This window comes from Marinobacter sp., from assembly GCF_035268745.1.
Classification (GTDB): domain Bacteria; phylum Pseudomonadota; class Gammaproteobacteria; order Pseudomonadales; family Oleiphilaceae; genus Marinobacter.
Genome location: NZ_DATFKH010000239.1, coordinates 1 through 24,620 on the forward strand (window position 1 = coordinate 1; position 24,620 = coordinate 24,620).

At 57.9% G+C, this 24,620-nt stretch carries 23 protein-coding genes and 1 pseudogene; 12 read left to right on the plus strand and 12 right to left on the minus strand.

The annotated features are described in order from the left end of the window. Nucleotides 1-11 precede the first annotated feature (11 nt). The 5 genes from VJ956_RS15305 to VJ956_RS15325 all read right to left on the minus strand — a co-directional run bounded on the left by VJ956_RS15305 (nucleotide 12) and on the right by VJ956_RS15325 (nucleotide 4,051). Nucleotides 12-527 carry a hypothetical protein gene (locus tag VJ956_RS15305; RefSeq protein ID WP_324085907.1) on the minus strand — a complete coding sequence of 172 codons (516 nt, stop codon included), beginning with the start codon at nucleotides 525-527 and terminating at the stop codon, nucleotides 12-14. A gap of 248 nt (nucleotides 528-775) precedes the next feature. Continuing rightward, nucleotides 776-2,191, minus strand: a complete 1,416-nt coding sequence (locus VJ956_RS15310) for a hypothetical protein (RefSeq protein WP_324085908.1) — start codon at nucleotides 2,189-2,191, stop codon at nucleotides 776-778. After that, entirely contained in the window at nucleotides 2,188-2,709 is a 522-nt protein-coding gene (locus VJ956_RS15315) for a hypothetical protein (protein WP_324085909.1), read from the minus strand. Before VJ956_RS15315 ends, VJ956_RS15310 begins: the two co-directional genes overlap by 4 nt. A gap of 28 nt (nucleotides 2,710-2,737) precedes the next feature. Next, nucleotides 2,738-3,205, minus strand: a complete 468-nt coding sequence (locus tag VJ956_RS15320; RefSeq protein ID WP_324085910.1) for a hypothetical protein — start codon at nucleotides 3,203-3,205, stop codon at nucleotides 2,738-2,740. Nucleotides 3,206-3,421: 216 nt separating this feature from the next. After that, complete coding sequence (locus tag VJ956_RS15325; RefSeq protein ID WP_324085911.1) at nucleotides 3,422-4,051, minus strand: hypothetical protein; 630 nt, start codon at nucleotides 4,049-4,051, stop codon at nucleotides 3,422-3,424. 291 nt (nucleotides 4,052-4,342) lie between these two features. Between VJ956_RS15325 and VJ956_RS15330 the strand changes: the two genes are divergently transcribed. From VJ956_RS15330 to VJ956_RS15350, 5 genes are all read left to right on the plus strand, one after another. Further along, nucleotides 4,343-4,675: an antibiotic biosynthesis monooxygenase family protein gene (locus VJ956_RS15330; protein ID WP_324085912.1), complete on the plus strand. Its 333-nt coding sequence runs from the start codon at nucleotides 4,343-4,345 to the stop codon at nucleotides 4,673-4,675. Nucleotides 4,676-4,759: 84 nt separating this feature from the next. After that, nucleotides 4,760-5,323 (plus strand): TlpA disulfide reductase family protein, encoded by a 564-nt coding sequence (locus tag VJ956_RS15335; protein ID WP_324085913.1) that lies wholly within the window; start codon nucleotides 4,760-4,762, stop codon nucleotides 5,321-5,323. A gap of 238 nt (nucleotides 5,324-5,561) precedes the next feature. Continuing rightward, nucleotides 5,562-6,260, plus strand: coding sequence for a fumarate reductase cytochrome b subunit (locus tag VJ956_RS15340; RefSeq protein ID WP_324085914.1), 699 nt, complete (start codon nucleotides 5,562-5,564; stop codon nucleotides 6,258-6,260). A gap of 12 nt (nucleotides 6,261-6,272) precedes the next feature. After that, nucleotides 6,273-8,237: a fumarate reductase flavoprotein subunit gene (locus VJ956_RS15345; protein WP_324085915.1), complete on the plus strand. Its 1,965-nt coding sequence runs from the start codon at nucleotides 6,273-6,275 to the stop codon at nucleotides 8,235-8,237. Beyond that, nucleotides 8,234-8,959, plus strand: a complete 726-nt coding sequence (locus VJ956_RS15350; protein WP_324085916.1) for a fumarate reductase iron-sulfur subunit — start codon at nucleotides 8,234-8,236, stop codon at nucleotides 8,957-8,959. Before VJ956_RS15345 ends, VJ956_RS15350 begins: the two co-directional genes overlap by 4 nt. Nucleotides 8,960-9,086: 127 nt before the next feature. Here VJ956_RS15350 and VJ956_RS15355 read toward each other — a convergent pair whose 3' ends face one another. The 3 genes from VJ956_RS15355 to VJ956_RS15365 all read right to left on the minus strand — a co-directional run bounded on the left by VJ956_RS15355 (nucleotide 9,087) and on the right by VJ956_RS15365 (nucleotide 13,022). Beyond that, complete coding sequence (locus tag VJ956_RS15355; protein ID WP_324085917.1) at nucleotides 9,087-10,817, minus strand: choice-of-anchor I family protein; 1,731 nt, start codon at nucleotides 10,815-10,817, stop codon at nucleotides 9,087-9,089. Between the two features lie 170 nt (nucleotides 10,818-10,987). Further along, the gene (locus tag VJ956_RS15360) at nucleotides 10,988-11,461 is read right to left on the minus strand and encodes a Dps family protein (RefSeq protein ID WP_324085918.1); all 474 of its coding nucleotides are present in this window, start codon (nucleotides 11,459-11,461) and stop codon (nucleotides 10,988-10,990) included. 118 nt (nucleotides 11,462-11,579) lie between these two features. Further along, nucleotides 11,580-13,022, minus strand: a complete 1,443-nt coding sequence (locus tag VJ956_RS15365; protein ID WP_324085919.1) for a dihydrolipoyl dehydrogenase — start codon at nucleotides 13,020-13,022, stop codon at nucleotides 11,580-11,582. Nucleotides 13,023-13,087: 65 nt separating this feature from the next. Between VJ956_RS15365 and VJ956_RS15370 the strand changes: the two are divergent. Further along, a pseudogene (locus tag VJ956_RS15370) lies at nucleotides 13,088-13,389 on the plus strand (LysE family transporter); the annotation flags it as partial. Here the strand turns inward: VJ956_RS15370 and VJ956_RS15375 are convergent. Beyond that, complete coding sequence (locus VJ956_RS15375) at nucleotides 13,376-14,464, minus strand: 3-deoxy-7-phosphoheptulonate synthase (protein ID WP_324085920.1); 1,089 nt, start codon at nucleotides 14,462-14,464, stop codon at nucleotides 13,376-13,378. The pseudogene VJ956_RS15370 and the gene VJ956_RS15375 overlap by 14 nt on opposite strands. Nucleotides 14,465-14,735: 271 nt before the next feature. Between VJ956_RS15375 and VJ956_RS15380 the strand changes: the two genes are divergently transcribed. After that, nucleotides 14,736-15,602, plus strand: coding sequence for a secretin N-terminal domain-containing protein (locus VJ956_RS15380; protein WP_324085921.1), 867 nt, complete (start codon nucleotides 14,736-14,738; stop codon nucleotides 15,600-15,602). Nucleotides 15,603-15,606: 4 nt separating this feature from the next. Here the strand turns inward: VJ956_RS15380 and VJ956_RS15385 are convergent, their stop codons facing one another. Then, complete coding sequence (locus VJ956_RS15385; RefSeq protein WP_324085922.1) at nucleotides 15,607-16,128, minus strand: DnaJ domain-containing protein; 522 nt, start codon at nucleotides 16,126-16,128, stop codon at nucleotides 15,607-15,609. Between the two features lie 146 nt (nucleotides 16,129-16,274). Between VJ956_RS15385 and VJ956_RS15390 the strand changes: the two genes are divergently transcribed. The 5 genes from VJ956_RS15390 (at nucleotide 16,275) to VJ956_RS15410 (ending at nucleotide 22,966) form a co-directional block, all read left to right on the plus strand. Next, entirely contained in the window at nucleotides 16,275-17,378 is a 1,104-nt protein-coding gene (locus VJ956_RS15390) for an efflux RND transporter periplasmic adaptor subunit (RefSeq protein WP_324085923.1), read from the plus strand. After that, nucleotides 17,378-20,428, plus strand: coding sequence for an efflux RND transporter permease subunit (locus VJ956_RS15395; RefSeq protein ID WP_324085924.1), 3,051 nt, complete (start codon nucleotides 17,378-17,380; stop codon nucleotides 20,426-20,428). Before VJ956_RS15390 ends, VJ956_RS15395 begins: the two co-directional genes overlap by 1 nt. An 8-nt stretch (nucleotides 20,429-20,436) precedes the next feature. Continuing rightward, on the plus strand, nucleotides 20,437-20,760 hold the full coding sequence (locus VJ956_RS15400) for a DUF3301 domain-containing protein (protein ID WP_324085925.1): 324 nt from the start codon (nucleotides 20,437-20,439) through the stop codon (nucleotides 20,758-20,760). Between the two features lie 95 nt (nucleotides 20,761-20,855). Further along, entirely contained in the window at nucleotides 20,856-22,151 is a 1,296-nt protein-coding gene (locus VJ956_RS15405; RefSeq protein ID WP_324085926.1) for a pyridoxal phosphate-dependent aminotransferase, read from the plus strand. Then, the gene (locus VJ956_RS15410; RefSeq protein ID WP_324085927.1) at nucleotides 22,151-22,966 is read left to right on the plus strand and encodes an inositol monophosphatase family protein; all 816 of its coding nucleotides are present in this window, start codon (nucleotides 22,151-22,153) and stop codon (nucleotides 22,964-22,966) included. Before VJ956_RS15405 ends, VJ956_RS15410 begins: the two co-directional genes overlap by 1 nt. 102 nt (nucleotides 22,967-23,068) lie before the next feature. On the opposite strand, the gene slmA is transcribed toward VJ956_RS15410, so the two are convergent. Together slmA and VJ956_RS15420 are read right to left on the minus strand one after the other, a co-directional pair. Then, nucleotides 23,069-23,656: a nucleoid occlusion factor SlmA gene (gene slmA / locus VJ956_RS15415; protein ID WP_324085928.1), complete on the minus strand. Its 588-nt coding sequence runs from the start codon at nucleotides 23,654-23,656 to the stop codon at nucleotides 23,069-23,071. A gap of 138 nt (nucleotides 23,657-23,794) precedes the next feature. Next, nucleotides 23,795-24,604, minus strand: coding sequence for a thiazole synthase (locus VJ956_RS15420; protein WP_324085929.1), 810 nt, complete (start codon nucleotides 24,602-24,604; stop codon nucleotides 23,795-23,797). Between the last annotated feature and the right edge of the window lie 16 nt (nucleotides 24,605-24,620).

The following is a 24,620-nucleotide window of genomic DNA, read 5'->3' on the forward strand; positions in this document are numbered from 1 at the left end:
TACTATTCAGTCTATGGGACTGATTTACGAAGGCAAGGCGAATTTGTATTGGAAATCCCATGGCTGCCGGACAAGAACCGGGCGACGGGATTGCAGATCAGATTGCCCTGATCGAGTCCAGCACCGCGTCGACCGCTGGCATAAGATCCCCGGCCTGATCCGGTCCTCCGCCCTCTTGCGAATTCCGTTGACTGGACCCGCGCCCATACAACATCGCCAATGTTTCTGATCTGTCCCTCGACTCCCTTAACCACCTGCAGTTGGCTGAGCTTCTCAGGGCCGCCTTGGCGCAATTTCCTGCCTTTGTAAAACGTGATTACGCGGCGGTCTGTAACAACGTAGGTCCGCCGTCCGCGCGGATCCCGCAGCGCAAGCCCTAACACCAGCAGATACCCTGCAACCAGCGCCGGAATGATCAGCTCATCCGATCCACTCAAGCGGGAAGACATCATCAGGTATTGCCAGGCGGAAGAATCACTCGCGGCATCAAGATAGGAAAAATAGGCAAACAGGACGATCAGAACCATTCCAAACGGCGTTGCGGGAAAAGCCCCCAGCGGGATGGCACGCCGATCCAGACAAGTGACCCATGAGACTCAAGCTCGCTGGCAATGTGTGATCCGGCAGCCTGAAAATCCGAACCCGTAAAGATGGATAGCTAATAACTAGCTGAACTAACTCCTTTCGTTCTTGCTCATCAAATATTCTGATCAGTTCCCCATTGGAAAAATCAAAACTTCTCTTTTGAGTATTGCAGCAATGACAAGCAACTACTCTACCACACCACATCCATCGTCCCTTCCGCAGTTACACCATTACTGCAGACCACGGAAAAGTTCATCGACAACGTCTGCAAAACGTCACTTTGAAAAGTTGCAATGACGTTACTTGCTTCGCCGGAAGCAACGTCACAGGTCATACCCCTGAAACTAAGGCCAACCCCGGGCCTATCGTCGAAGCGATCAACCCCCCCGAAGCTGAACGCACTGGGCAGTTTAGCGATCATGTTTCGCGGAAAATCATAGCTGAAACTTGAAACATCGGAATCGGCAGTGGAGAAATCAGCAGCATTTCTAAGATGCGTGGAAAACACGATATCCGTGTCATCATTAATTTGGCCAAACGACGCTGGCCTGTTAGCCCCGAACGACCCTGCCTTAAGCGCGACTTTGGCATAGCGGGGTTGGGGGGTAAGCTGAAGTTGAGTGCTTTGCCCCTCCTCTTCCTCCTGTTTTTCCTCGGCAATCACACTATCCAATGGCGCAAAATTAGCCTTCATTCCAGTACCAAGGCGTGTTTTAAAAGACGCAGGCTCACCCACCGCAGGCAGTAAGCCAAGCCAACTGTGATCAGGCGGTTGTACACGCGCCACTTGGGTTTCTGTGTCTAATGAGGCCGACGCCAAGCGATCAACTAAGGCTTGCACGGGTATTTCACCGCTGCCCAATTGGTCCATAGTGATCAGTAAGCGACGCGCCAGCGGCCCAATTGTTTTATGGGATAGGCGAGGATTTGGATCAGCCAGCGATTGAACCCCTGAGGTAGGTTCGGATGCCGTTACCGCCGCATACTGGCTATTCAATGCCCTCAGAATGTTGGTAACGCTGCGACCCAACTCCTCAACATCCGGGGCCATCGTGTTCTTGAAAGTCTGCTCATCTGCGTCGTAGCAAGTATCCAGTAAAACTAGGTAAGGCAGACCTGCATTGGCAATCAGTTCCAGTATGCCGAGGACGCTGACGACTTGGTGCTCCTCCGCGTCGACAAGGTCGATAAACGGGTAAGGCCCAACGAAATCGCCAGGAATCAGAAAATGTCCAAAGCCAAGCCCCTCACCCAGCCCATGACCGTTGTAGTAAACCACCAAAAGCGGATTTTCCAACTGCGAGGCTGCGGACGCTGCCTCATTGACCGCACCCCAAATGTCTTCCCGTGTAATCAGGTGGTTCGGATCATCGACTAACTTAAGCCCCCAAACAGCACTCCGCTGCGCTAATTGATACGCCACCCGGTTGGCGGAGTGTGCACCCGACGGGGGGTTTGAGAAGGCAATCGCGCTTGGTGAATCTCTTCGTCCCTCGGGCTTTGCGTAGTGTTCGACCCCAATTGACAAAAAGACAACCGAATAATCGGATTGACCATACGCTGTTGTACAACACATTAGTATCAACAGGCACATTAGTCTTTTCATAGCTCATCCTTAGAGACAAAGGGCCCACCGGCGCGAATAATCGCCAATGCCTCGCGCTCTTCGTTGATGGCTGAGCGGATCGCGCGAATCAACGCCCGCGCCCGGATCTTCAGTTGATCCTCTGGCTTGGTATCTCCCAGCATACTCCGGCCCTGCTCATAGTTTTCTATACCACTGCGCAAATAGTCCATCGCTTTAACCACTCTGTCGGACCGCAGTGTGGCAAGCGATCCCCAATACAGGCGCTCAAACTGTTTAATATCGAGCGCAAGTTCCTTGGGCTTTTCCGCCGGAGCGCTGAGTTTGCCAGCCGTCAAGGCAATAGACTGATATTCATCAATGCGACGTTTGAATAGCTCTTCCGCAAACGCCCTGTCGCGCGCCATCCATTCAGCGTCCAATGCTCGCTGTTGAGTGTCGACGTATTGGTACACACCCCATAGCAAACTGCCCACAGCCCCAAGAATCCCTAAACATTTAAGCAGAATGTCCCATACTCTATATACCGTTTCAGTCATCGTATGATCCCGTCCGAAACTATCAGGCTTACTCGTCTTTTGTTCGCTTTAGCTGGTAAGTGGGCACCCGCTCTTCTTGGAAGTCGCGCGTCTCCTGAATTTTTGCAATGAGCACCTCAGACGGAGGAAGGCCGGGCTCTGTTATTTTATCGGTCAGTATTTCAATCCAGTGCGCAGTTGTATCAATAGTGAGCTCGATTGGCCCTGCTTGGGTCGCTTTGATTGACCAGTTGTGTTGCTGCTCTGCAATCTGGCCATCAACACAGGTGCGCTTCACCAGCAAACCATCGGCGAAAAAAACCCAGCTCTTGCCTTGTGTGCACTCCGCCTCAGCACCTAGCCTCGTACCCCAAGCCTGAAGTATCCAGGTGCGCCCTTCGGGGCTGGCAACTATGCCTTGATAGAACTGGGCTGACGCGGCAGCATTTTCAGGTTGCGCAATAGCACTCGTCATTGCGAAGACTAGTATTGACAGCAGGGATAACCATTTAAACACCGTTGTTCTCCATTATTCCTTGCGCATGCGGGGAGGGTCTTTCAAGCAACTCGGGTAATGAAATAAACGACCTGGGCCATTATTTCCAGGTTTCTATATACTCTTCTGGCCGTGCTTGTCAGTTGTTTCACAGGTTTCCACCTTTGTAATTTTCCACAAACCCGATCCATGCTCTCTGACTCGACGTCGAATTGAGCGGCTTGTCCGCTGCAATGCTCACCCCAGCCGATTCTTGTTGGTGACCGGATACCGCGCCAAGTCTTCTTCTCTTGCCAACACCCGGTAGCGGTCAACGAAATAAGGAATTTGGGGGTCCTCCGGCCAGTACTTTTCAGGAATCGAAGAGGCAAAAAGCCCCGCATCCTTCTCATCGATTGAATAACATATTTTCCTGACCGACGCCTTTATTCTCGAAACTTCTCTCGCATGGTCTTGTTCCGATAAGTTTGGCTTCAACTCAACCCTATCAATCGCTAGTAAAACTCGCCGGATCCTATCGGGATCGCAGTACAACCGCTTCACCTCGATTATGTCTGATTCATTAAGCCCATTTCTCACAATCTCACTGGTAACAAGATCTTTCATAGCCTTGGCATCTTTAATTAGATAGTCGATACCTGAACGAAATGACCCATACTGGCCAATACCTATGTAAATGGCACCGAGAATTATCAGGTTGGCCTTTAAACTTCCCTCTTCTAGCCTGGCATGGACCTCGGTCCGTTGATTGAAGATCAGGTCCGAGTACCTTGAGACAATGCTTTTTAGATACTCGTCAGCTTCCCGGATATCGAGTACGTAAAAATCCAGGTCGAGGTGAAAGTGAAAGCCCGCTAGATATGCCATGGCATTTCCTTATTTTTAACAGCAACTTACCATAAACGCGCCCCTGCTTTTCGTTATATCCCGACTAATAACTAAGCGTTCCGATTTTTCAGGGGGTTTCTGCCAAGGTAGTTTAGGGTATGCGCGTCGGCTACTGTGGTATGGCTTCGTGGGCAAAAACGCCCGGGGCCTTTGGCCAGCCGGCGCGTTGGAGCAGGAAAATGGGAGGCAGGTCCTGAGTTTTGTTCACGCAATGTCTCGACCGGGCAAGAGGCAGGGCCTGACCCCGAGATGTATTAAGGAGGCGGCGAGATGAAATATATCTTTGAAGTTCATATCCAGGAAGGACATACAGCCGAGGAATACGCCGATGCCTGGGTTCGTGCCAGTGAAATTATCCAGCGTGCCCCCGGCGCCCGGGGCACCGAACTGCATCGGAAAATCGGCGACCCGAACGTACTTGTTGCCATTGCCCACTGGGAAAGCAAGGCCAGCCGGGACGCCATGGAAGGTCAGCACGATCCCCGGGTGGCGGAGATTATCCGCAGTGCCGCCGGGTTCTGCGAGATACGTCCGATTGGCGAGTTTGCAGACCCCGAGTGGGTTGTCATACCGCCGTCACCCCTGAAAATCGACGATGAGTAAAATCCGGCCTTTGCTTTCGATTGGGGGCTGCGGTGGCAGCCGCGGAGCTTTATACTGGCAGTTTTCGTTGCAAGAGGACTGGCCGTGCGTATTTCCCTGATCTGGCTGTTGCTGTCGCTGCTGGCAGCACCGGTATTGGCAAACCATTCAGAAACCGAGCCCTCGGATGGAACGGTCAACAGCTTTATAGCGGTCGAAACACCGCAACCGGTCATGCCGCTGCCAATGATCCGGGATAACACCGAGTCTCTCAGCCTGGCGGATTTTGAGGGCAAGCTGGTGTTGCTCAATCTCTGGGCCACCTGGTGCCCGCCCTGTATCCGCGAACTGCCGGCACTGGACCGGTTGCAGCAGCGGTTGGGCAGTGACCGTTTTGAAGTGCTGGCGGTGGCTCTGGACGATGCCGGTTATCCGGCCGTCCGTTCATTTTACGACCGGCTCGATATCAAGCACCTGGGGCTTTACATGGGCCGCATTGAGGAATTCGCCCGCCAGTTTCCCGTCGATGTATTTCCCGCCAGTTTTTTCATTGATGCCCGGGGCCGCGTGATCAGCTACATGCGCAGCTATGCCGACTGGGATGACCCCCAGGCGGACGCCCTGATCCAGCGTTATCTGGACGAGGCAGAACACGGCGCCCTTGAGTAACGCTCAGGGTGACAGGGGCCGGGTAATCATTAAACGCCTGCTGTGTTGACTTGAGTCAAGACCCGCAAAGACTGGCCTGCTTCCGGATTAAGTAGTGAGCTACACTCGGAACAGAACCAACAAAAATTGGGATTTTTCAGTACCACTCTGATAGCCCGGGCACCTGCGATTTCCTCCCCGGGTATCGGCGCTCAGCTGCCGGATCAGCGCCGGCCAAACTGACTGGGAGAGTTTGCCAATGGCGATTTCATGGCGTTACAACCCTTTCGGCCATCGCCGTACCGCCGCCCAACTGGACCTGTGGCAAAGTCTGTCAGGTTTTCTGCTGGCACTATTTCTGTGGTTCCACCTGCTGCTGGTTGCCAGCATTTTGCTGGGCAAGGAGGCCATGACCTGGGTAGCGGCCACCATGGAGGGGGCCTTCCTGTCGCCGAGCGGTGAAGGCTACCCGGTGGTTGTTTCGCTGATTGCAGTGGTGGTTTCGCTGCTGGTGCTGGTTCATGCCGCACTCGCCATGCGCAAGCTTCCCGCCAGCTGGCAACAGTATCGCCAGCTGCGCGAGTACCGAAAGCTGGTACGGCACCGGGATACCGGCCAGTGGATCATTCAGGCGGTGACCGGTGTGATTATTCTGGTGCTGGTGCCTGCCCACCTGTTCACCATGTTTGCGGTCCCGGAGACCATTGGCCCCGAAGGTTCCTCGCAGCGGATCGTCGCGGGTGACTTCTGGGTGCTGTACCTGCCTCTGTTGCTGGCGGCAGAACTGCATGGGGCCATCGGCTGCTACCGCCTGGCCGTGAAGTGGAACCTTTTCCCCTCCCGCGATCCGGCCAGCACAAGGCGGCGACTGCAACGGCTCAAGCTTGTTATCTCCTCGGCATTTATTCTGATCGGGCTGCTGACGCTGATCACCTTTATTCGAATCGGGATGGCATAGGGAGACACACGGATGAAAATTATCTATACCGATTCCCTGGTCATCGGCGGCGGCCTGGCCGGACTGCGTATCGCCATTGCCAGCAGGCAGCGCGGTCTCGATACCCTGGTGCTTTCCCTGATTCCCGCCAAACGCTCGCACTCGGCAGCCGCCCAGGGCGGCATGCAGGCCAGCCTGGCATCCTCCAGCAAGGGCAAGGAGGATAATGAGGATGTGCATTTTGCCGACACGGTCAAAGGCAGCGACTGGGGCTGTGACCAGAAGGTGGCGCGCATGTTCTGCCACGTGGCACCCAAGGCCGTACGGGAACTGGCCCAGTGGGGGGTGCCCTGGAACCGGGTGAAGCAGGGGGACCGCAAGGCCATTGTTAATGCCCGGACCGTCACCATTTCCGAGCGCGCCGAAGACCATGGTCTGATCACCGCCCGGGATTTTGGCGGCACCAGGAAATGGCGTACCTGCTATACCTCCGATGGTACCGGTCACAGCATGCTCTACGCCATGGACAACAAGGCGATTTCACTCGAGATCCCGGTGCACGAACGCAAGCAGGCGATTGCCCTGATTCACCACGACAACCGCTGTTACGGCGCCGTCGTCCGGGACATGGTGAGTGGTGAATTGATGGCCTATGTGGCCAAGGCCACGACCGTTGCTACCGGTGGCTTCGGGCGAATCTACGCGATTACCACCAATGCCCTGATCTGCGACGGGGTGGGCACCGCCATCGCCCTGGAGACAGGGGTGGCTCCTCTGGCGAACATGGAAGCGGTACAGTTCCACCCCACCGCGATTGTGCCGGCAGGCATCCTCACCACCGAGGGCTGTCGCGGTGACGGCGGAGTGTTGCGGGATGTGGATGGCCACAGATTCATGCCCGAGTATGAGCCGGATAAAGCCGAACTGGCCTCCCGCGACGTGGTCTCCCGCTGCATGACCGAGCACATGCGCAAGGGCAAGGGCGTTCCTTCGCCCTACGGCGATCATCTCTGGCTGGATATCACCATCCTCGGGCGTGAGCACATCGAGAAAAACCTGCGGGAGGTGAAGGAAATCTGTGATGCCTTCCTGGGCATTGATCCGGCGGTTGACTACATCCCGGTGCGCCCCACCCAGCACTACTCCATGGGCGGGATACGGACCGACCACCGGGGCGAAAGCACTCACCTGAAAGGACTGTTTGCGGCCGGCGAAGCCGCCTGCTGGGATCTGCACGGGTTTAACCGCCTGGGGGGCAATTCGGTGGCTGAAACCGTGGTGGCGGGAATGATTGTCGGTGAATATGTGGCCGACTTCTGTCAGCAGCAGTCCCTCAATATCGACAGCCGCGTGATCGAGTCGTTCATCGACACCGAGCGCGGCAGGATCGATACCCTGCTGGGCCGGAAATCCGGGGAGAACTGCTTTCAGTTGCGGGGGGAGATGTGCAGCATCATGACCCGCAAGGTGGGCATTTTCCGTAATGGCAAGGACCTGCAGGAGGCTGTCGACGAGCTGACCGACCTGCTCCGGCGCAGCCGGGACATCGCCCTGCGTCACCGGGTGAGCCACGCCAACCCGGAACTGGAGCTGGCGATCGCCCTGCCAAAGATGCTCAAGCTGGCGCTTTGTGCCGCCCGGGGCGCCCTGGCGCGCACGGAAAGCCGGGGCGCCCATTCCCGGGAAGACTATCCGGAGCGCAATGATCATGAATGGCTCAAACGTAGCCTCTATTTTCTGCGGGACGATGAAATCGTGCTCGACTACGAGCCACTGGATGTGATGTCGATGGAGCTGCCCCCCGGCTTTCGCGGCTATGGTGCCGACCTCACCAGCCACCATCCGGACACCCCCGCGCGTGGGGCGGAAATCGAGCGGCAGCTTGAGACCCTGGATGCCGATTCCGACCGCTTTACCCGCCAGCAGGCCCTGATGCCGTTTGAAATTCCGGAAAAATACCAGCCCCGCAACCACCGTTCTGGTGTGGAGGACGCATGAACGACTCTGGCCGCACCCTTACTTTCAATATCTTCCGCTATGACCCCCAGCTTCCGGGGGACCAGCCCCGTATGCAGCGCTACCAGCTGGAAGAAACGGACGGGATGACGCTGTTTATCGCCCTGACCCGGTTACGGGAGGAGCAGGACCCCAGCCTGAAGTTCGATTTTGTCTGCCGGGCCGGCATTTGTGGCAGCTGCGCCATGGTGATCAATGGCCTGCCGACGCTGGCCTGCCGTACCCTGACCACCACCTCGCAAAGCGGCGAGTTCAACCTGCACCCGCTGCCGGCCTTTGCCCTGATCGGTGACCTGTCCGTGGACACCGGGAAATTCATGCGTGAAATGACCGAAAGGATTGAAGGCTGGATTCATGCCGACGAGGATGGGGATATCCATAGCCTGGAACAGCGCATGGAGCCGGAGCTGGCAACGGCCATCTACGAGCTGGACCGCTGCATCGAATGCGGCTGCTGTGTTGCGGCCTGCGCCACCAGACAGATGCGCGCTGGTTTCCTCAGCCCGGTCGGTTTCATGAAGCTGGGCCGTTTTCACCTGGACCCCAGGGATACGCGCACCGATGCCGATTATTACGAGGTACTGGGTAACGAAGACGGTGTGTTTGGTTGCATGAGCCTGCTCGGCTGTCAGGACAACTGTCCGAAGAATCTTCCCCATCAGGTACAGATTGCCTACCTGCGGCGGAAGATGCTGCAGGCCTGAGTCCAGGATCTGTACGAAGATCTGCCAGAACCCACAGCTCTTCTGTGTGCCTGCGGCGCACTTTTTTCAGCCTCAATGCATGTGTTAACAAGCGCCGGTGCTTTGGGCCGGCCGGCGCGTTGACGGGCTAGTTATTTGCCTGGTTTGCGGTCAGTTCGATCACATCGACAGTGTACAGGGTGGTTGTGCCGCTCACTTCGTTACCCACAGCCAGCATGGGTTTGCTGTTCGGGCTCTGGCCCGCGGGGATGAAAGCCAGTCCTTCAGGGCCCAGGTCACCGGCCAGGCCGTTTTCCAGGTCGGTCTGGGATACGCTGAAGTCGCGGTTGTTCAGGTACTGAACAAACTCCGGGTTCTGCGGGTTGGTCACGTTGTACACCATGATGCCCCCGACGCGTTCAAGACCGATGAAGGCGAAGGTCTGGCCGTTGATTTCACCAACGGTGACAGCCTCGGGCTCAGGGCCTTTGTCATCTGAGCGGGCATCGGCTTCGTTGTCATCATTGGAGGCATTAAAACCTTCGGGGATCAGGTTGGCGGTAATTCGTTCAAACTCGCTGCCGCTGTCAAATACCCGCTGGCCGTCAGCAGACCAGATCGAGAATGACCGGGCGCCGTAGCCATAAAGCGTGTCGTACTCGCAGTTGTTTTCAATGTGGAACGCCACGTCAGCGATATCAGTGACGTTATCGCCGTTCAGATCGCCCAGGTCGGCTGGCAATCGGGATGCATCGCAGGCATTACTGCTACCGAGCGTTGAGGTGATTCGTAGCCGACCGAGGTTCCCATCGTCTTGAAGATCACCGATAGCCGCCAATGGGCCGGTCAGCCTAAGATCCCTGACCCGGAATTCCTCAGTCCAGGTATCATAATCCCGCGCATCACCTTCGTTGGCAGTGATGTAATAGGTCTTGCCGTTGTAGCCGTAACTGGTCAAGGAGTCCGGGTTATACATGCCCTTCACCGGCCAGTTACGAATGTTGATGCCGCCGTCCGCGTTGCTGGCATCCAGTTCATTGCCGATGATGCTGTAGTCCTTGAAGCCCAGCGGCAGGATGGCGGTAATTTCGCCGGCGGCAATGTCCAGCTCCGCAACGGCGTTGTTTTCCTGCAGGGCAACCCAGGCGGTCTGATTATCAATCGAGATAGCGATGTATTCCGGTTCCATGTCCTGTGCCAGGGTAGCGCCGGGGCCGAATACCCGCAGGCCTTGTGCCTCCAGAGCCGCCTGCCGGGGGTTGAACGCGGTGAAATCAGCTGTGGTGACGGTGGCAGATGCAACGCCACTGGACAGGTCAATAATGCTGACAGAGCCTTCCGGGTCGTTGGTGTAGTCATCGCTGGGCTCGCCTTCGTTGGCGACCAGTACGGCCTGGCCGTCACGGGTGAAGGTCACCATATCCGGCAGCGCACCAACAGTGACCTGACCAATTTTGTTCAGGTCGGCGGTGTTGTAGAAAACCACTTTGCCGTTGTCCTGCTTCACACTGGCTTCAATGGCCACGGCTACCAGGTTGCCGAATACCGCTACGCTGTTGGCGGGACCGCCTTCGGCACTGGCATCGATGGTGCCCATCAGAGTCGGTAGTGCCGGGTCGTTGATATCCAGCACGTCGACGGTGGCGTTGTTGGCGTTCACCACGAACAGGCGCTGGTTCGCGGGATCGTGGGCCACGATCTCGGCGGCGCTTTCATCGAAAGCCCCACTGGCGTAGGTGCCCAGAACGTTCATTTCTATCAGGGTCTGGCTGGTGCCATTGGTTCCATCAGCGCCATTATCGCCGTCGTCAGTGCAGCCGGTCAGGGCTATAAATGAACCAGTGATGGCCAGGGTAAGCAGGGATTTGCAGAATTTCATAGTCGCCTCAGGTGCTGGTTGATGTATGTCTTACCAACACTCTGAGATGTCCGGATGACAGTGCCGTTTCAGTTGCAAGACAATCTGAAGACAGGACTATGTCAGGCAGAAAAAAAGCGGCCTGGCGGCCGCTTTCACTTCTGCTTTTTCTCCGCAATCTATGCTGGGGTTTACTGGCCCAGATAGCTGCGATACATCCACAGGGTTTTTTCCTGTTCAGAGATGTAATCGCTCATCAAAGCAACGGTGCCTTCATCGTCAGCCTCACCGGCAAGGTTGAGCAATTTGCGCTGGGTTCTGATCAGCATGCCGTAACTTTCAACGATGTTGCCGACCGCTTCTTTACCATCGGAAACATCTTTCCGTTCCGGCACCTCGGATTTTTCGATATAGGTGCTGTACGCATGCGCCGGGCGATGGCCCAGAGTTAGTACCCGTTCTGCAATTTCATCAATCTTGAGCAGCAGATCGTCGTAAAGCTCCTCGAATTTCACGTGCAGCTCGAAGAAATTGTCCCCTTTGATGTTCCAGTGATAGCCGCGAACGTTCATGTAGAAGATCTGGTAGTTGGACAACAACTCGTTCAGCGAATCTGCAAGCCCGGCGGTTTTTTCAGTATCAAGTCCGAGAAAATTGGTGCTCATAGCTTGTCTCCTTGAAGTGCTTAATTTAAAGATAGGATACGACACACTTTTCAATAGTTAAAGTGTAGTTCGCAAATTTCTGCGATAGCACGAATCTATGGATCAGGTGTCGGCCAGCTCAGACACCAGGACCGCAGTCAGTGCATCCTTCCTCCGGCGGCTGGCCGATATTCAGATTCCGGTTCAGGTCCTTGAGCGCGCTCCTGAGGCCTTCTTCGATCACCGGATGGTAGAACGGCATTTCCAGCATTTCGCTGACGGTCAGCCGGCGCTGGGCAGACCAGGCCAGCAGATGGGCGATATGTTCGGCGGCCGGGCCAAACATTTCCGCGCCCATGAACAGGCCGCTGCCGTGCTCGCCATAGACCCTCAGCAGGCCCCGGTTCTTGCCGATCACCCGGCTGCGCCCCTGGTCTTCAAAGGACACTTCGCCAACCGCATAGCAGCCCCGACAACGTTCATCCACCTGGCTGATGGTCAGACCGACTGAGGCGATCTGGGGGTCGGTGAATACGATGGCCAGCGGTGTCCGGCGCAGGCCGGTGCGCACCTCCGGATAGGCACCGGCATTATCACCGGCGATACGGCCCTCGTCGGCGGCTTCGTGCAGCAATGGCAGGCGGTTATTGGCATCGCCGGCAATAAATATGTGGCTGTCCCCGCAGCGCAGGGTATGGGGATCAAACAGCGGAGCGCCCTTTTCGTCGAGCCCGATATTCGCATTCACAAGGTCCAGCCCGTCGACGTTCGGGCGTCGCCCGGTTGCCGCCAGCAGGTAATCAAACGTCTCTGTTTTTTCACTACCGTCGTCATCGGTAAAGGTGATGGCAACACCCTTATCGACCCGTTCAATTTTTTTAACGTCCGCGTCCGGGTCCAGCGGAAACTCTTCGTTGAAGGTCTTCAGCGCGTAGTCCTCGATGGCTTTGTCCTGTATCGGGCCCACGGCACCGCCCTTGCCAAACATGCGGACACGGACACCCAGGCGGCTGAGGGCCTGCCCGAGTTCGAGACCGATCACGCCGGGGCCGAATACGGCCACGGATTCGGGCAGATCCTGCCATTCGAAGATATCGTCGTTCACCACCAGGCGATCTTTGGCTGCTTGCAGTAATCCGGGGATATTGGGGCGGGAACCGGTAGCGATGATAATGCGCTGGGCGTTTACCTCCAGCTCGTTACCGACGAGCAACCGGTTCGGGCCGATAAACCGGGCATGGCCTTTCAGACGATGGGTTTCCGGGAAGTTTTCGACGGCATGCAGCACGCCACCCACGAAGCGGTCCCGCTCTGTCCGCACTCGCTCCATCACCTGCCTGCCATCAACGGTTACACCGCCAGCCACTACCCCGAACAGGTCGCCGTGGCGCATGTTATGGGCGCTTTCAGCCGCCGCAATCAGCAGCTTGCTGGGCATGCAGCCAACCCGGGCGCAGGTGGTTCCATACTGGCCCGATTCGACAAGCACCAGGTTATCGGTGGCTTTGCGTACGCGCTGATAGGCCACCATGCCGGCCGTTCCAGCGCCAATAATGGCGACATCCACGTTGCGTTTATCCACTGCTGCGCTCCTGATTCCGGTAAGCTCTTGGGTAGGAACAGTATAAAATAGAGTCCCCTCCGTTATTCAATGAAACAATCCTGAACCCCAAGGCCACACTGTTCTTCGTGTCGCTGTTTTCAGTGGTGATCAGACCCGGCACGCCGGTGGTGGTTCAGAGTGTTATGGCGTCTAAATGGCCGTCGCCACCGGGCTGTGGTTCATGCTGGTGGCGGTATTTTTCACTCTGCCCCATATCCGCCGCGGGTTCAGCCGTTGCGGGCACTGGCTCGACCGACTGATGGGCGGCGTGCTGTTGCTGCTGGCCGGGCAACTGTTGCTGTCCACTGTCGCCGGGGACACCCCGGCCGGCGCTACAGGCTCCTGAGCAGCTGTGCCGTCTGGTCCCAGCCGAGGCAGGGGTCGGTAATGGAGCAACCGAACACCAGGTCGTCACCGTCGTCCTGACGGCCCGGTTCCAGAAAGCTCTCCAGCATCAGGCCGATGATACCCCGGCTGCCGTCGTACTCAGCCGCGCGGCGCTGGGCAAGCACTTCCCGGGCGATGTCCAGTTGCCTGTCCGCCTGTTTGCAGGCGTTGTCATGGCTGCAATCCACCATCACCGATCGGCTTACACCGCCAGCATTCAGGGCGGCCATGGCCTCGCGGATACTGGCTGCATCGTAGTTGGTAATACCACGGCCACCGCGCAGGACCAGATGGGTATCGGGGTTGCCGGGCGTATTGATCATCACCGGGGCGCCGGTGTCGCCAATGCCGAAATGCTGATGGGCATGGGCCGCCGACTTCATGGCATTCACGGCAACACCGACGCTGCCGTCGGTCCCGTTCTTGAACCCCACCGGCATTGGCAATCCGCTGACCATTTCCCGGTGCACCTGGGACTCGGTGGTGCGGGCACCAATGGCCGTCCAGCTGACCAGGTCCCCCAGGTAATCCATGGCGAAGGGGCTCAGCGCTTCCGTCGCCAGTGGCAGGCCCATACCCGCCAGGTTGAGCAGCAGCCGGCGTGAACGTATCAGGCCCTCATTCAGGTCACCCTGACCGGTGCGGTCGGGATCATAAAGCAGACCTTTCCAGCCAACCGTAGTGCGGGGTTTTTCCAGGTAGGCCCGCATCACGATAAGGAAGCGGTCACTGACCTCCCGCGCCAGCCTGCTGAGCTTCAGGCCATATTCCAGCGCCGCGACATCGTCGTGAATGGAACAGGGCCCGACCACGATCAGCAGCCGCGAATCCTCGCCGCTCAGAATGCGGCGCACTTCGTCACGGTGTGCGGCTACCCGGGACTGCAGCCCGGCGGATGCCGGAAAATCATGCCTGAGCTGTGCCGGCGCAGGCAGCGGAGTTACCGCAGGTCGGGTGGCAATGGTCTGCGGCTGGCTTGCGGCAATCAGCGTCCGCTCCGCATTCAGCGCAGCCGGGTTGGTTGGCATGTTCATGTTACTGGTTCCTGTTTCCCTGGGTCAGAATCAAAAAAGCCCCGGCTGGTGGGCTACCAGTCGGGGCTTTATGAGTCCGGTGGCAGCCTGGTCGGGTGCCGGGCTGCCTTACTCGTTGTTCAGTCGTTCAAGACGATTTCAACGGCGGCCCGGGCTGTGGCTAAAATAGCCAAAGCCAGACCACCAGAAAAACACGGCAGCGCCCCGAGCCATCGGTTCATTACCGATCACTTTCAGAAAGTTCAATTGACAGATCGCTGGTGTCGTCTTCATGCTTTCCAATATAACCCCCGCGTTTCCGGGATTGCAACCCGCCCGGCGGGTTTTTGCGAATATCATGGTCTGCCCGGAGTCTTTCATGCGCCCGTATGTCAAATCCGCCCTGCCTGCCCTGTTGTTGCTCCTGCTGGCCAATCCACTGCTGGCAGCGCCCGAGGCCCGCCAGTTCCAGTTGGGCCAGCGCCCGGCCAGCGACGTCGCGCAGCAGATTCGCGACCTCTACCCGGGCGGTGAGGTTACCATTACCAGCCGCGGCCAGCAGATGGTGGTGCGGGGCGAGCCTCCGGTGCTTGATGAAATCGGCCAGCTTGTGGAAACCATGGATGTGGCGCCGGTACAGATGCGGGTGACGGTACGCTCTGTGAACAACGCCATGGGCAAGCAGGGCGGCGGCGGACTCAGCATCACCAATAACCGGGTGAATGTGGAAGCCAGCCGTAAAACCACAACGACCCGGCAGACCTCGGAACGGTCGCTGATTGTACAGGAGGGACAGTCGGCACAGATCACCTCTGGCCAGGTGCGGGCCCTACCCATCGCCATCAGGGGAGGCCGCAATCCCGCGGTCTTCCTTGACAAGGTCGAAACCCGCAGCGGCTTTATCGTGAGCCCCCAGGTGATTTCAGACCGCGCCATCGAGCTCAACATTGTTTCGTTCGAGGAGGATCCGGACAGCGGTATGCCCGGTTACCAGACCGAAGCACTGATGACCCTTCGTCGGGTAGAGCCGGGGCAGTGGGTGGCACTGGGCAGCACCCGCCAGAGCCATTCAGGGGTAGAGACCGGCATCGTGTACAAGACCGGTGAAACCGGTAACAGCGCTAATTCATGGCAAGTCCGGGTGGATCTGATGGAATAAAAAATCAGTCGTCCGGCGAGCAGTGTTTCAGCAACACACTTTTGGCTTCATTGATTTTTGCAGCCAGGTAATCATTGCCACCGCGATCGGGATGCAGCTTCTGGATCAGCCGGCGGTGAGCAGCGATGATATCTTCCCGGTTTGCCGTGGGCGCAATCCCAAGCGTGTCACAGGCTTCATTCACATCCATTCCCCCGGAGCTGACAGCAGATTGCCCGGTTGAGCTGTTTTGCGCACCATCCTGCCCTTCGCTGCTTTCCGGCCCTTTCTGGCCCCTCATCCGCTGGACCAGCGGCAGGAACCTGAGCAGCATCGGTATTTTCCGCAACAGGGGAATCAGGGCGGCAACACCCGCAACCAGCACGTGGACCCGGCCCGTCAGCACCATGAACAGCAGCAGCGCGCCACCAACAACCAGCGCGGTTTTCCAGACAGCGGTCTTCTTTTTTTCAGCGCTCAGTGCGCCCCACTGCCTGAGAATAATGAACACGGCTGCCGTCAGGGCAATGCCAAGTATCCAGTGCATGAACTAATCCTGCTGGTGACCGTAATGGGTATACTTAACCCACAGTGATTGTACGCATTTCGACTGACAAGTCAGTGACAGCATGCCAAGCCATTGTTTAGGATACTACCCTTTACTCATTTCTAAATTTCTGCAGGATTACAGCTATGCGCACCGCTTCCCGCTTCGTGATCGTCATCATCCTTCTTGGTGTCGTTCTTGGCGGCATCTTTGGCTACAAGTTCTACCAGTTTGGCCAGATGCAGGAACAGATGTCCCAGCCGCAGCCGCCCGCCAAAATCTCTGCCGTGACAGCACAAACCGAAAGCTGGACTCCACAGATCAAGGCCGTGGGCAGTATAGAAGCCATTAATGGAATCGAGGTTGCCAACGAAGTTCCCGGCGTGGTCCAGGAAATCAATTTTGAATCCGGCGACACCGTTGGAAAGGGGGACGTGCTGGTCCGGCTTGATGCTGCCATCGATGAAGCAGCCGTGCGCACCCGCCGGGCCGAGGCACAACTTGCCGAGCAGGCCTTCGAGCGGGTGTCTGACCTGTTGCCCAAGCGGGCGGTGTCCCAGGCCCAGTTCGACGAAGCCAAAGCAAACTTCGACGCCGCCGAGGCCCGGGTAAACGAGGCAGAAGCGCAACGCAGCAAGAAAGTGATCCGGGCGCCTTTCGATGGCAACCTGGGCCTGCGGCTGGTGGATCAGGGCGAGTACATTGCCACCGGAACAGCCATTGTTGAAATCAATATGCTGGATCCCATCTACGCCGACTTCACCCTGTCAGAAAAGGATCTGCCGATGGTATCAACGGGCTATGAGGTTCTTGCCACCGTTGCTGCCGTGCCCGGCGAGACCTTCCGCGGCAGGATCAGCGCGATCAACACCTCGGTAAATCCCCAGACCCGCACCGTAAGAGTGCGCGCCACTCTGGACAACAATGACAATCTGCTGCGTCCCGGCATGTTTGCCACCATCAACACCCTGCAGCCGCAGGATCGCCAGGTCGTTACCATTCCTCGCACCGCCATCTCTTACAACACCTATGGCGATTATGCGTATGTCGTTGCCGAGAATGACGATGGCCAGTTGGTGGTCAAGCGCCGAACGATTGAAAGCGGCAACACGCGAGACGGCAGGGTAGCCGTGACCAGTGGACTGGAAGCCGGCGAGCAGGTTGTGGCCAAGGGGCTTTTGAGACTGCGGTCAGGCCAGCAAGTCACCATCGTTGAGGAAGCCAGCGATTCAGCGGAGGCGTCCGAGTAATGCGGTTCACTGACCTATTTGTGCAGCGACCGGTTCTGGCAACGGTCGTCAGCCTGCTGATTCTGCTTCTGGGTGCCCGGGCGGCGCTGGAAATGGAGATCCGGCAGTATCCCGAACTGGAAAGCACCACGGTAACTGTGACCACGGCCTACCCTGGTGCCAGCTCCGACCTGGTCAAAGGTTTTATCACCACGCCGCTGCAACAGGCGATTGCCGAAGCCAGCGGTATTGATTACCTCACCTCGACCAGTTCCCAGGGCACATCGACCATCACCGCCAAAATGGAGCTGAACTACGATGCCAACGCCGCCCTCGCCGAAATCCAGGCCAAGGTGGCCAGCCAGCGCAACGTATTGCCGGCAGACGCCCAGGACCCGGTAATCACCTCCACTACCGGCGATTCCACGGCGCTGATGTACATCGCGTTCTACAGTGAAGAACTGCAGGTACCGCAGATTACCGATTACCTCACCCGCGTGGTCCAGCCCAAGCTGCAGGCTCTGTCTGGCGTTGGCAAGGCCGAGCTGCTGGGGCGCAAGTTTGCCCTGCGGGTATGGCTGGACCCGGAGCGCCTGTCTGCGGTGGATATGACGCCCCGCGAAGTGGTCAACGTACTGCTTGAAAATAATTACCAGGCCGCCGTAGGCAACACCCGGGGCGAGTACACCGAGATCAGCATGACCACCAACACTGACGTGGGTGACCCCGATCAGTTCCGGGACCTGGTGGTAAAGGAATCGGATGGCTCGCTGATCCGCCTCAAGGACATTGCCCGGGTGGAACTGGGCTCGGAAACCTATGACCAGCTTGCACTCTATAAAGGCCAGCCCGCCACCTACGTCGCCATTGAGCTGTCACCCGGCGCCAACCCGCTGACGGTCGCCGGGCTGGTTAAGGACGAGCTGCCCGGAATCGAATCCCAGCTGCCGGCCGGCATGAGCGTCCGTCTGGCCTACGACGCATCCGACTTTATCGAAAACTCCATCAATGAGGTTGTCAAAACCCTGCTGGAAGCCATCGGCATCGTGCTGGTCATCGTGTTCCTGTGCCTGGGCTCCGTTCGTGCAGCAATCGTGCCGTCTGTGGCCGTCCCGCTGTCACTGATCGGTGGCGCCTTTGTAATGCTGATGCTGGGCTATTCACTGAACCTGCTGACATTACTGTCCATGGTGCTGGCCATCGGTCTGGTGGTGGATGATGCCATCATCATGGTGGAAAACGTCCACCGCCACATCGAGTCTGGTGAAAGCCGGTTTGACGCCGCACTCAACGGCGCCCGGGAAATGGCGACCCCCATTATTGCCATGACCACCACGCTGGTGGCGGTCTACGCCCCTATCGGCTTTATGGGGGGCCTGGTCGGCTCGCTGTTTACCGAGTTTGCATTCACCCTGGCGGGCACGGTGGTCATTTCCGGCATTGTGGCGCTGACACTGTCGCCCATGCTGTCCGGTAAGGTACTGAAGCCCCATGGCAACCCGGGCTGGTTTGAACGCAAGGTGGAAACGTCTTTCGGCAGCCTGGCCAGCGGCTACAAGCGCGCACTGACATCACTGATGGAAACCAAGTCGGTGGTTATCTTCTTCGCCCTGATTGTCCTGGGCTCAATCTACTTCATGGTGACGATGAGCCAGAATGAACTGGCACCCACCGAGGACCAGGGCATTCTGTTCTATCAGGGCCTCGGTCCCCAGACGTCCACGCTGGAGTACCTGCAGGAACATGGCGATGAAGTGCAGGAGCGCATGGCCACGGTGCCCGGCTACAACGAAGATTTCATGATTCTGGGCATCACCGGCCCGAACGCCGTGTTCGGCGGTTTCAAGATGGCACCCTGGAGCGAGCGGGACATCAGCCAGTTCGAGGCCCAGCCGCTGCTGGACCAGGAACTGAAGAATGTGACCGGCTTGCAGACAGCCGTCTTCCCGCGGCCGTCACTGCCCGGTTCCGGCGGGGGTCTGCCGTTCCAGTTCGTGATCACCACGGGTGAGGACTATGATCGCCTCAACGATGTCGCCGACGACCTGTTGGGCAAAGCCATGGCCAGTGGCAACTTCATGTTCCTGAAAAAATCCATCGAGTTTGACCGCCCGGTTATCCGGATTGACGTCGATCGTGACCGGGTGGCGGATCTGGGTCTGTCGATGCAGGACGTTGGTCAGGCCATGTCCAGCATGCTCGGCGGCGGCTTCATCAACCGCTTCAATATGCAGGGCCGGTCCTACCAGGTCATTCCACAGGTGGATCAGCAATTCCGGCTGGATGAACAGGCACTGAACGATTATTACCTGCGGGCCGACAGCGGCGAGCTGATACCGCTGGGTAGCGTCATAAGTTTCACCAGAGACGTGGAACCATCCCAGCGCACCCAGTTCAACCAGTTGAATTCCCTGACCCTTGAGGGCGTGGTATCGCCCGGCACAACCATCGGCGACGCCATGGCGTTTATCGAACAGGCGGCGGATGAGACTTTCCCGCAGGGCTTCACCTTTGACTACACTGGTGAGTCGAGGCAGTTTGCCAACCAGGGCAGCGCACTGATCGTCACTTTTTTCCTGTCACTGCTGGTAATCTATCTGGTACTGGCCGCCCAGTTTGAAAGCTGGCGTGATCCGTTCATCATTCTGGTGTCCGTGCCCATGTCGATTGCCGGTGCCATGGCGTTCATTGTGCTCGGCTTTGCGTCAATGAACATCTATACCCAGGTGGGTCTGATCACCCTGATCGGGGTGGTCTCGAAAAACGGAATACTGATTGTGGAATTCGCCAACCAATTACAGGTCAGCCGTGGCCTTGGCAAGCGCGATGCAGTGATTGAAGCGGCGGCCATCCGGCTGCGGCCCATCATCATGACGTCGCTGGCGCTGATTTTTGCCATGGTACCCTTGCTGATTGCCGTCGGTCCGGGCGCTGAAAGCCGCTTTGCGATTGGCCTGACTATCAGTGCCGGCCTTGGTATCGGTACGCTGTTCACGGTATTCGTGCTGCCGGCGTTCTACATTCTGCTGGGTCGTGACCACAACGATCATGCTCAGCCAACCGCCTCATGACGCTGGGCATGACACTCGGCGACCTGTTCTGGCTGTTTGTAGCCGGCTTCGTCGTCTGGTACTGGTGGCGGAGCAAGGCCATCAAGGACTATGTGTTGCAGGCTGCACGGGATTACTGCAAAGCCATGGACGTCATGCTCCTGGATGATGCGGTTTATCTTCGCGGCCTCTGGTTCAAGCGCGATGACCGTGGCAGCCTGCGGGTATGGCGGCGATTCCTGTTCGACTTCACCACCACCGGTGAGGAACGCTATATGGGGCGCATTATCATGCTTGGCCCGCGCATTATTCAGCGGGAACTTGAGCCCCACCGGTTCGGGCCGGACAGCTGACAATCGCCCCGTCAGGGACCAGCTCAACGCAGCCCTGACATAAATCCACATCGCCAACAGCAACTGACGACCCTGACCTGAGACAGACCCGGACTATGGATATTCACACTGACCACCGCCATGCTATCAACCTCAATGTCCGTGGCATTCAGCCATCGGCCACCCTGCGCATCAACGAAACCAGCAACCAGTTAAGAGCCGAAGGCCGGGACATTATCAAGCTGGGCCTTGGCCAGTCGCCTTTTCCGGTGCCGGAGCGGGTGATTTCAGCATTGCGGGATCACGCCCATGAAAAAGACTATCTGCCGGTCAAGGGGCTGAAAACCCTGCGCCAAGCCATCTCCCGCTACATCAACCGGCGCGAGCACATGCGCTCAACCTGGGAAGACGTGCTGATCGGCCCGGGGTCGAAAGAGCTGCTGTTTATGCTGCAACTGGCGTATTACGGCGATCTGCTGATTCCCCGTCCAAGCTGGGTGTCCTACGCACCCCAGGCGAGGATTATCGGCCGCTCGGTACACTGGCTGCCTACCCATGGCGAAAACAACTGGCAACTGACCGCAGAGGAACTCGACATTGTCTGCCGTGACGACCCGTCGCGGCCGCGCATCCTGATTCTGAACTACCCGTCCAATCCTACCGGCTGCACCTATACCGAGGACCAGCTGCTGGCACTGGCGCACGTGGCACGCAAATACCGGATCATCCTGTTGTCGGATGAAATTTATGGTGAGGTGCATTTCGAGGGCCGGCACAAGTCCATTGCCCGCTACTATCCCGAAGGCACCATTGTCAGCACGGGTCTGAGCAAATGGGCCGGGGCCGGAGGCTGGCGCCTGGGCACTTTCATCTTTCCGCCGGAACTGCGCCCGCTACAGGACGCCATGGCCATCATTGCCAGCGAGACCTACACCGCTACCAGTGCACCGATACAGCATGCCGCGATTGCCGCATTCGATGGCGGCCCGGACCTGGACGAGTATCTGAAACAGTCCCGGCGGGTTCTGAAGGTCGTCGGCGAATACCTGCACCAACGGCTGACCGATATGGGAGCCGTGGTTCAGAAACCCGAGGGTGCCTTCTACCTGTTCCCGGACTTCTCCGGCTTCAGGGACGCGCTGGCCAGCCGGGACATAAAAACCAGCCAGGCCCTGTGCCAGTCACTGCTGGAAAAAACCGGTGTGGCGATTCTGCCGGCCAGCGATTTCGGCTTTGTCCCGGACCACCTGGGAGCGCGACTGGCCTTCGTGGATTTTGACGGTGCCGCCGCCCTGGATCTGGCGGGCAATAAATATGCCGAAGATAAACTGGATGCACGATTTGTGGCGGAAGCCTGCCCGCGGCTGGTGACGTCCATGGACAGAATGGCCCGGTGGCTGGAGGAGCTTTAATGGACGACCTGTCTGCCATTGCCGGCTTCGCCGAGCGACTGGCGCGCAAGGCGGGAGAACTGGTGCGCCATGAACGCGAGCACAACACCCTGCGAACCGGCTACAAGCAGCAGACAGAGCTGGTTACCCATGCCGATGTCCTGGCGGACGAGATGATCACGGGCGCGATCCGCGAGCGCTTTCCGGATCATCGCATTCTGTCGGAAGAAACCATGCCCGATCTGGAACAGGCCGAGCAACTGGATACACCCCTGTGGATTATCGATCCGATCGACGGCACGGTAAATTACGCTTACGGTCATCCCCAGGTGGCCGTGTCCATTGCCTACGCTGAACAGGGCCGGGTACAGGTGGGCGTGGTTCATGCACCCTTTGCAGAGGAAACTTTCCGCGCTGAACGCGGCAGGGGCGCAACCCTCAACGGAACCACCATCCGCCACAGCGGTGCCACCGATCCCCGGCAGTCACTGTTTGCCACCGGCTTTCCCTACACCAAGGATGCCCTGGAGCCGCTGGTGAGTCGACTGAATGCCATGATCCACCAGTGCCGGGATCTGCGGCGGATCGGCTCGGCGGCGCTGGACATCTGCTGGGTGGCCTGCGGACGGCTGGACATCTATTACGAGAACGTCAGCCCCTGGGATTTCGCCGCCGCCCGGCTGATTGCCCTGGAAGCGGGCGCAACCGCCGGGCATTTCAGCGAGGTGCCGGAAGCTATGCCAGCAGACTTGTGGGGGCGGGACATCCTGATTTCAGCACCGGCGGTGTGGGACCCGGCGCGGAAGATTCTTCGCCAGGCATCCGGCTACGAATAATAGGTATTAATCCGTGCGTTAGTAAGCGAACAGGTCTTTGCAAAACACGCTGTTAATACTTCCCTGTACGCTTACTTTTTTGCTTATCAGTATCCGGGCAAGTTACGCCCAGACGCCCAGCGCTACTGACGGCCAGCATTGATCAAAATCGGCAGCCGGTTTGCGAGCGAAATCCGAACGGATAAACCGCTGGATCCGCCCCTCCAGGAACACCATCACCCAGTCAGCGCCACGGACGGCGCTGGTGTGGAACCTCAGGCCCTGGCGAATCTCCCCTTCCTTGATGATCTGACGTATCTGGGTTTCCAGCCTTTCGAAGAACTGGGAAGCGCGGCTGCGCAGCGCGTCGTTTTCCCCCACCAGGGCATCGCCGGTCAGCACCGTACACAGGCCGGGATTACGCTCTGCAAACACCAGCACCAGATGCACCAGTTGCTGAAGCCGTACCCGGGCGTCGGTCTGCTCCTGAAGAATGGTCTGGCAACGACTGAACACCGCGTCTTCGGCAAATGCCACCAGGGCTTCGAACATTTTCCGCTTGCTGGGAAAATGGCGATAGAGCGCGGCTTCGGTGACGCCCACAGACTTTGCCAGACCCGCCGTGGTGAGACGTGCACCCGGGTCCTGCTCCAGCATTTCCAGAAGGGAGTGCAGAATGGCATCGCGGCGGCTGGGTTTCTGGCTAGTCATAGCAGGACCACGGTTCTTTGTTCTGTTGTTTTTTAGCCACGGAAGACACGGAAGGGCGCGAACAGAAAGACTTTAAAATTAAAAATTTCTTCATTTTTCTTCCGTGTGTGTCCGTGTCTTCCGTGGCAAACCCTTTCTCTAAAAGAAAGTACCATCGATGGGCGATGACGCGCTGGCGTAGAGTTTCTTCGGCATGCGTCCGGCAAGATAGGCATCACGACCGGATTCGATGGCCATGCGCATGGCCCTGGCCATCCGTATCGGGTCCCGGGCCTGGGCTATGGCGGTATTCAGCAATACCCCGTCACAGCCCAGTTCCATGGCAAGGGTTGCATCCGAGGCGGTACCCACGCCTGCATCCACCAGCACCGGCACTCTGGCGTTCTCCACAATCAGCCGGATGTTGTAGCGGTTCTGGATGCCCAGGCCGGAGCCAATCGGGGCGCCCAGCGGCATAATCGCAATACAGCCCATTTCCTCAAGGCGTTTGGCCAGCAAAGGGTCATCCGAGCAGTACACCATTACCTGGAAACCGTCTTTGATCAGCGCTTCCGCCGCAACCAGGGTTTCGGTCATGTTCGGGTAAAGGGTTTTCTCTTCCCCCAGCACTTCCAGCTTGACCAGGTCATGGCCGTCCAGCAGCTCACGGGCGAGCTTGCAGGTGCGGATGGCATCCTTGGCGGTATAGCAGCCAGCGGTATTCGGCAGCATGGTGTAGGTGTCCGGCGATACCACATCCAGCAGGCTGGGTTCATCCGGGTTCTGGCCAAGATTGGTTCTGCGCACGGCAAAGGTGACGATTTCCGCGCCACTGGTTTCGATGGCACGGCCGGTTTCGGCCATGTCGCGGTACTTGCCGGTTCCCACCAGCAGCCGTGATTTATAGACTCGGCCCGCCAGTTCCAGGGGTTTGTCCTCGGGAAGCGGTCTTTCGGGGTGTTCACTCATATTGATACCTTGGAGT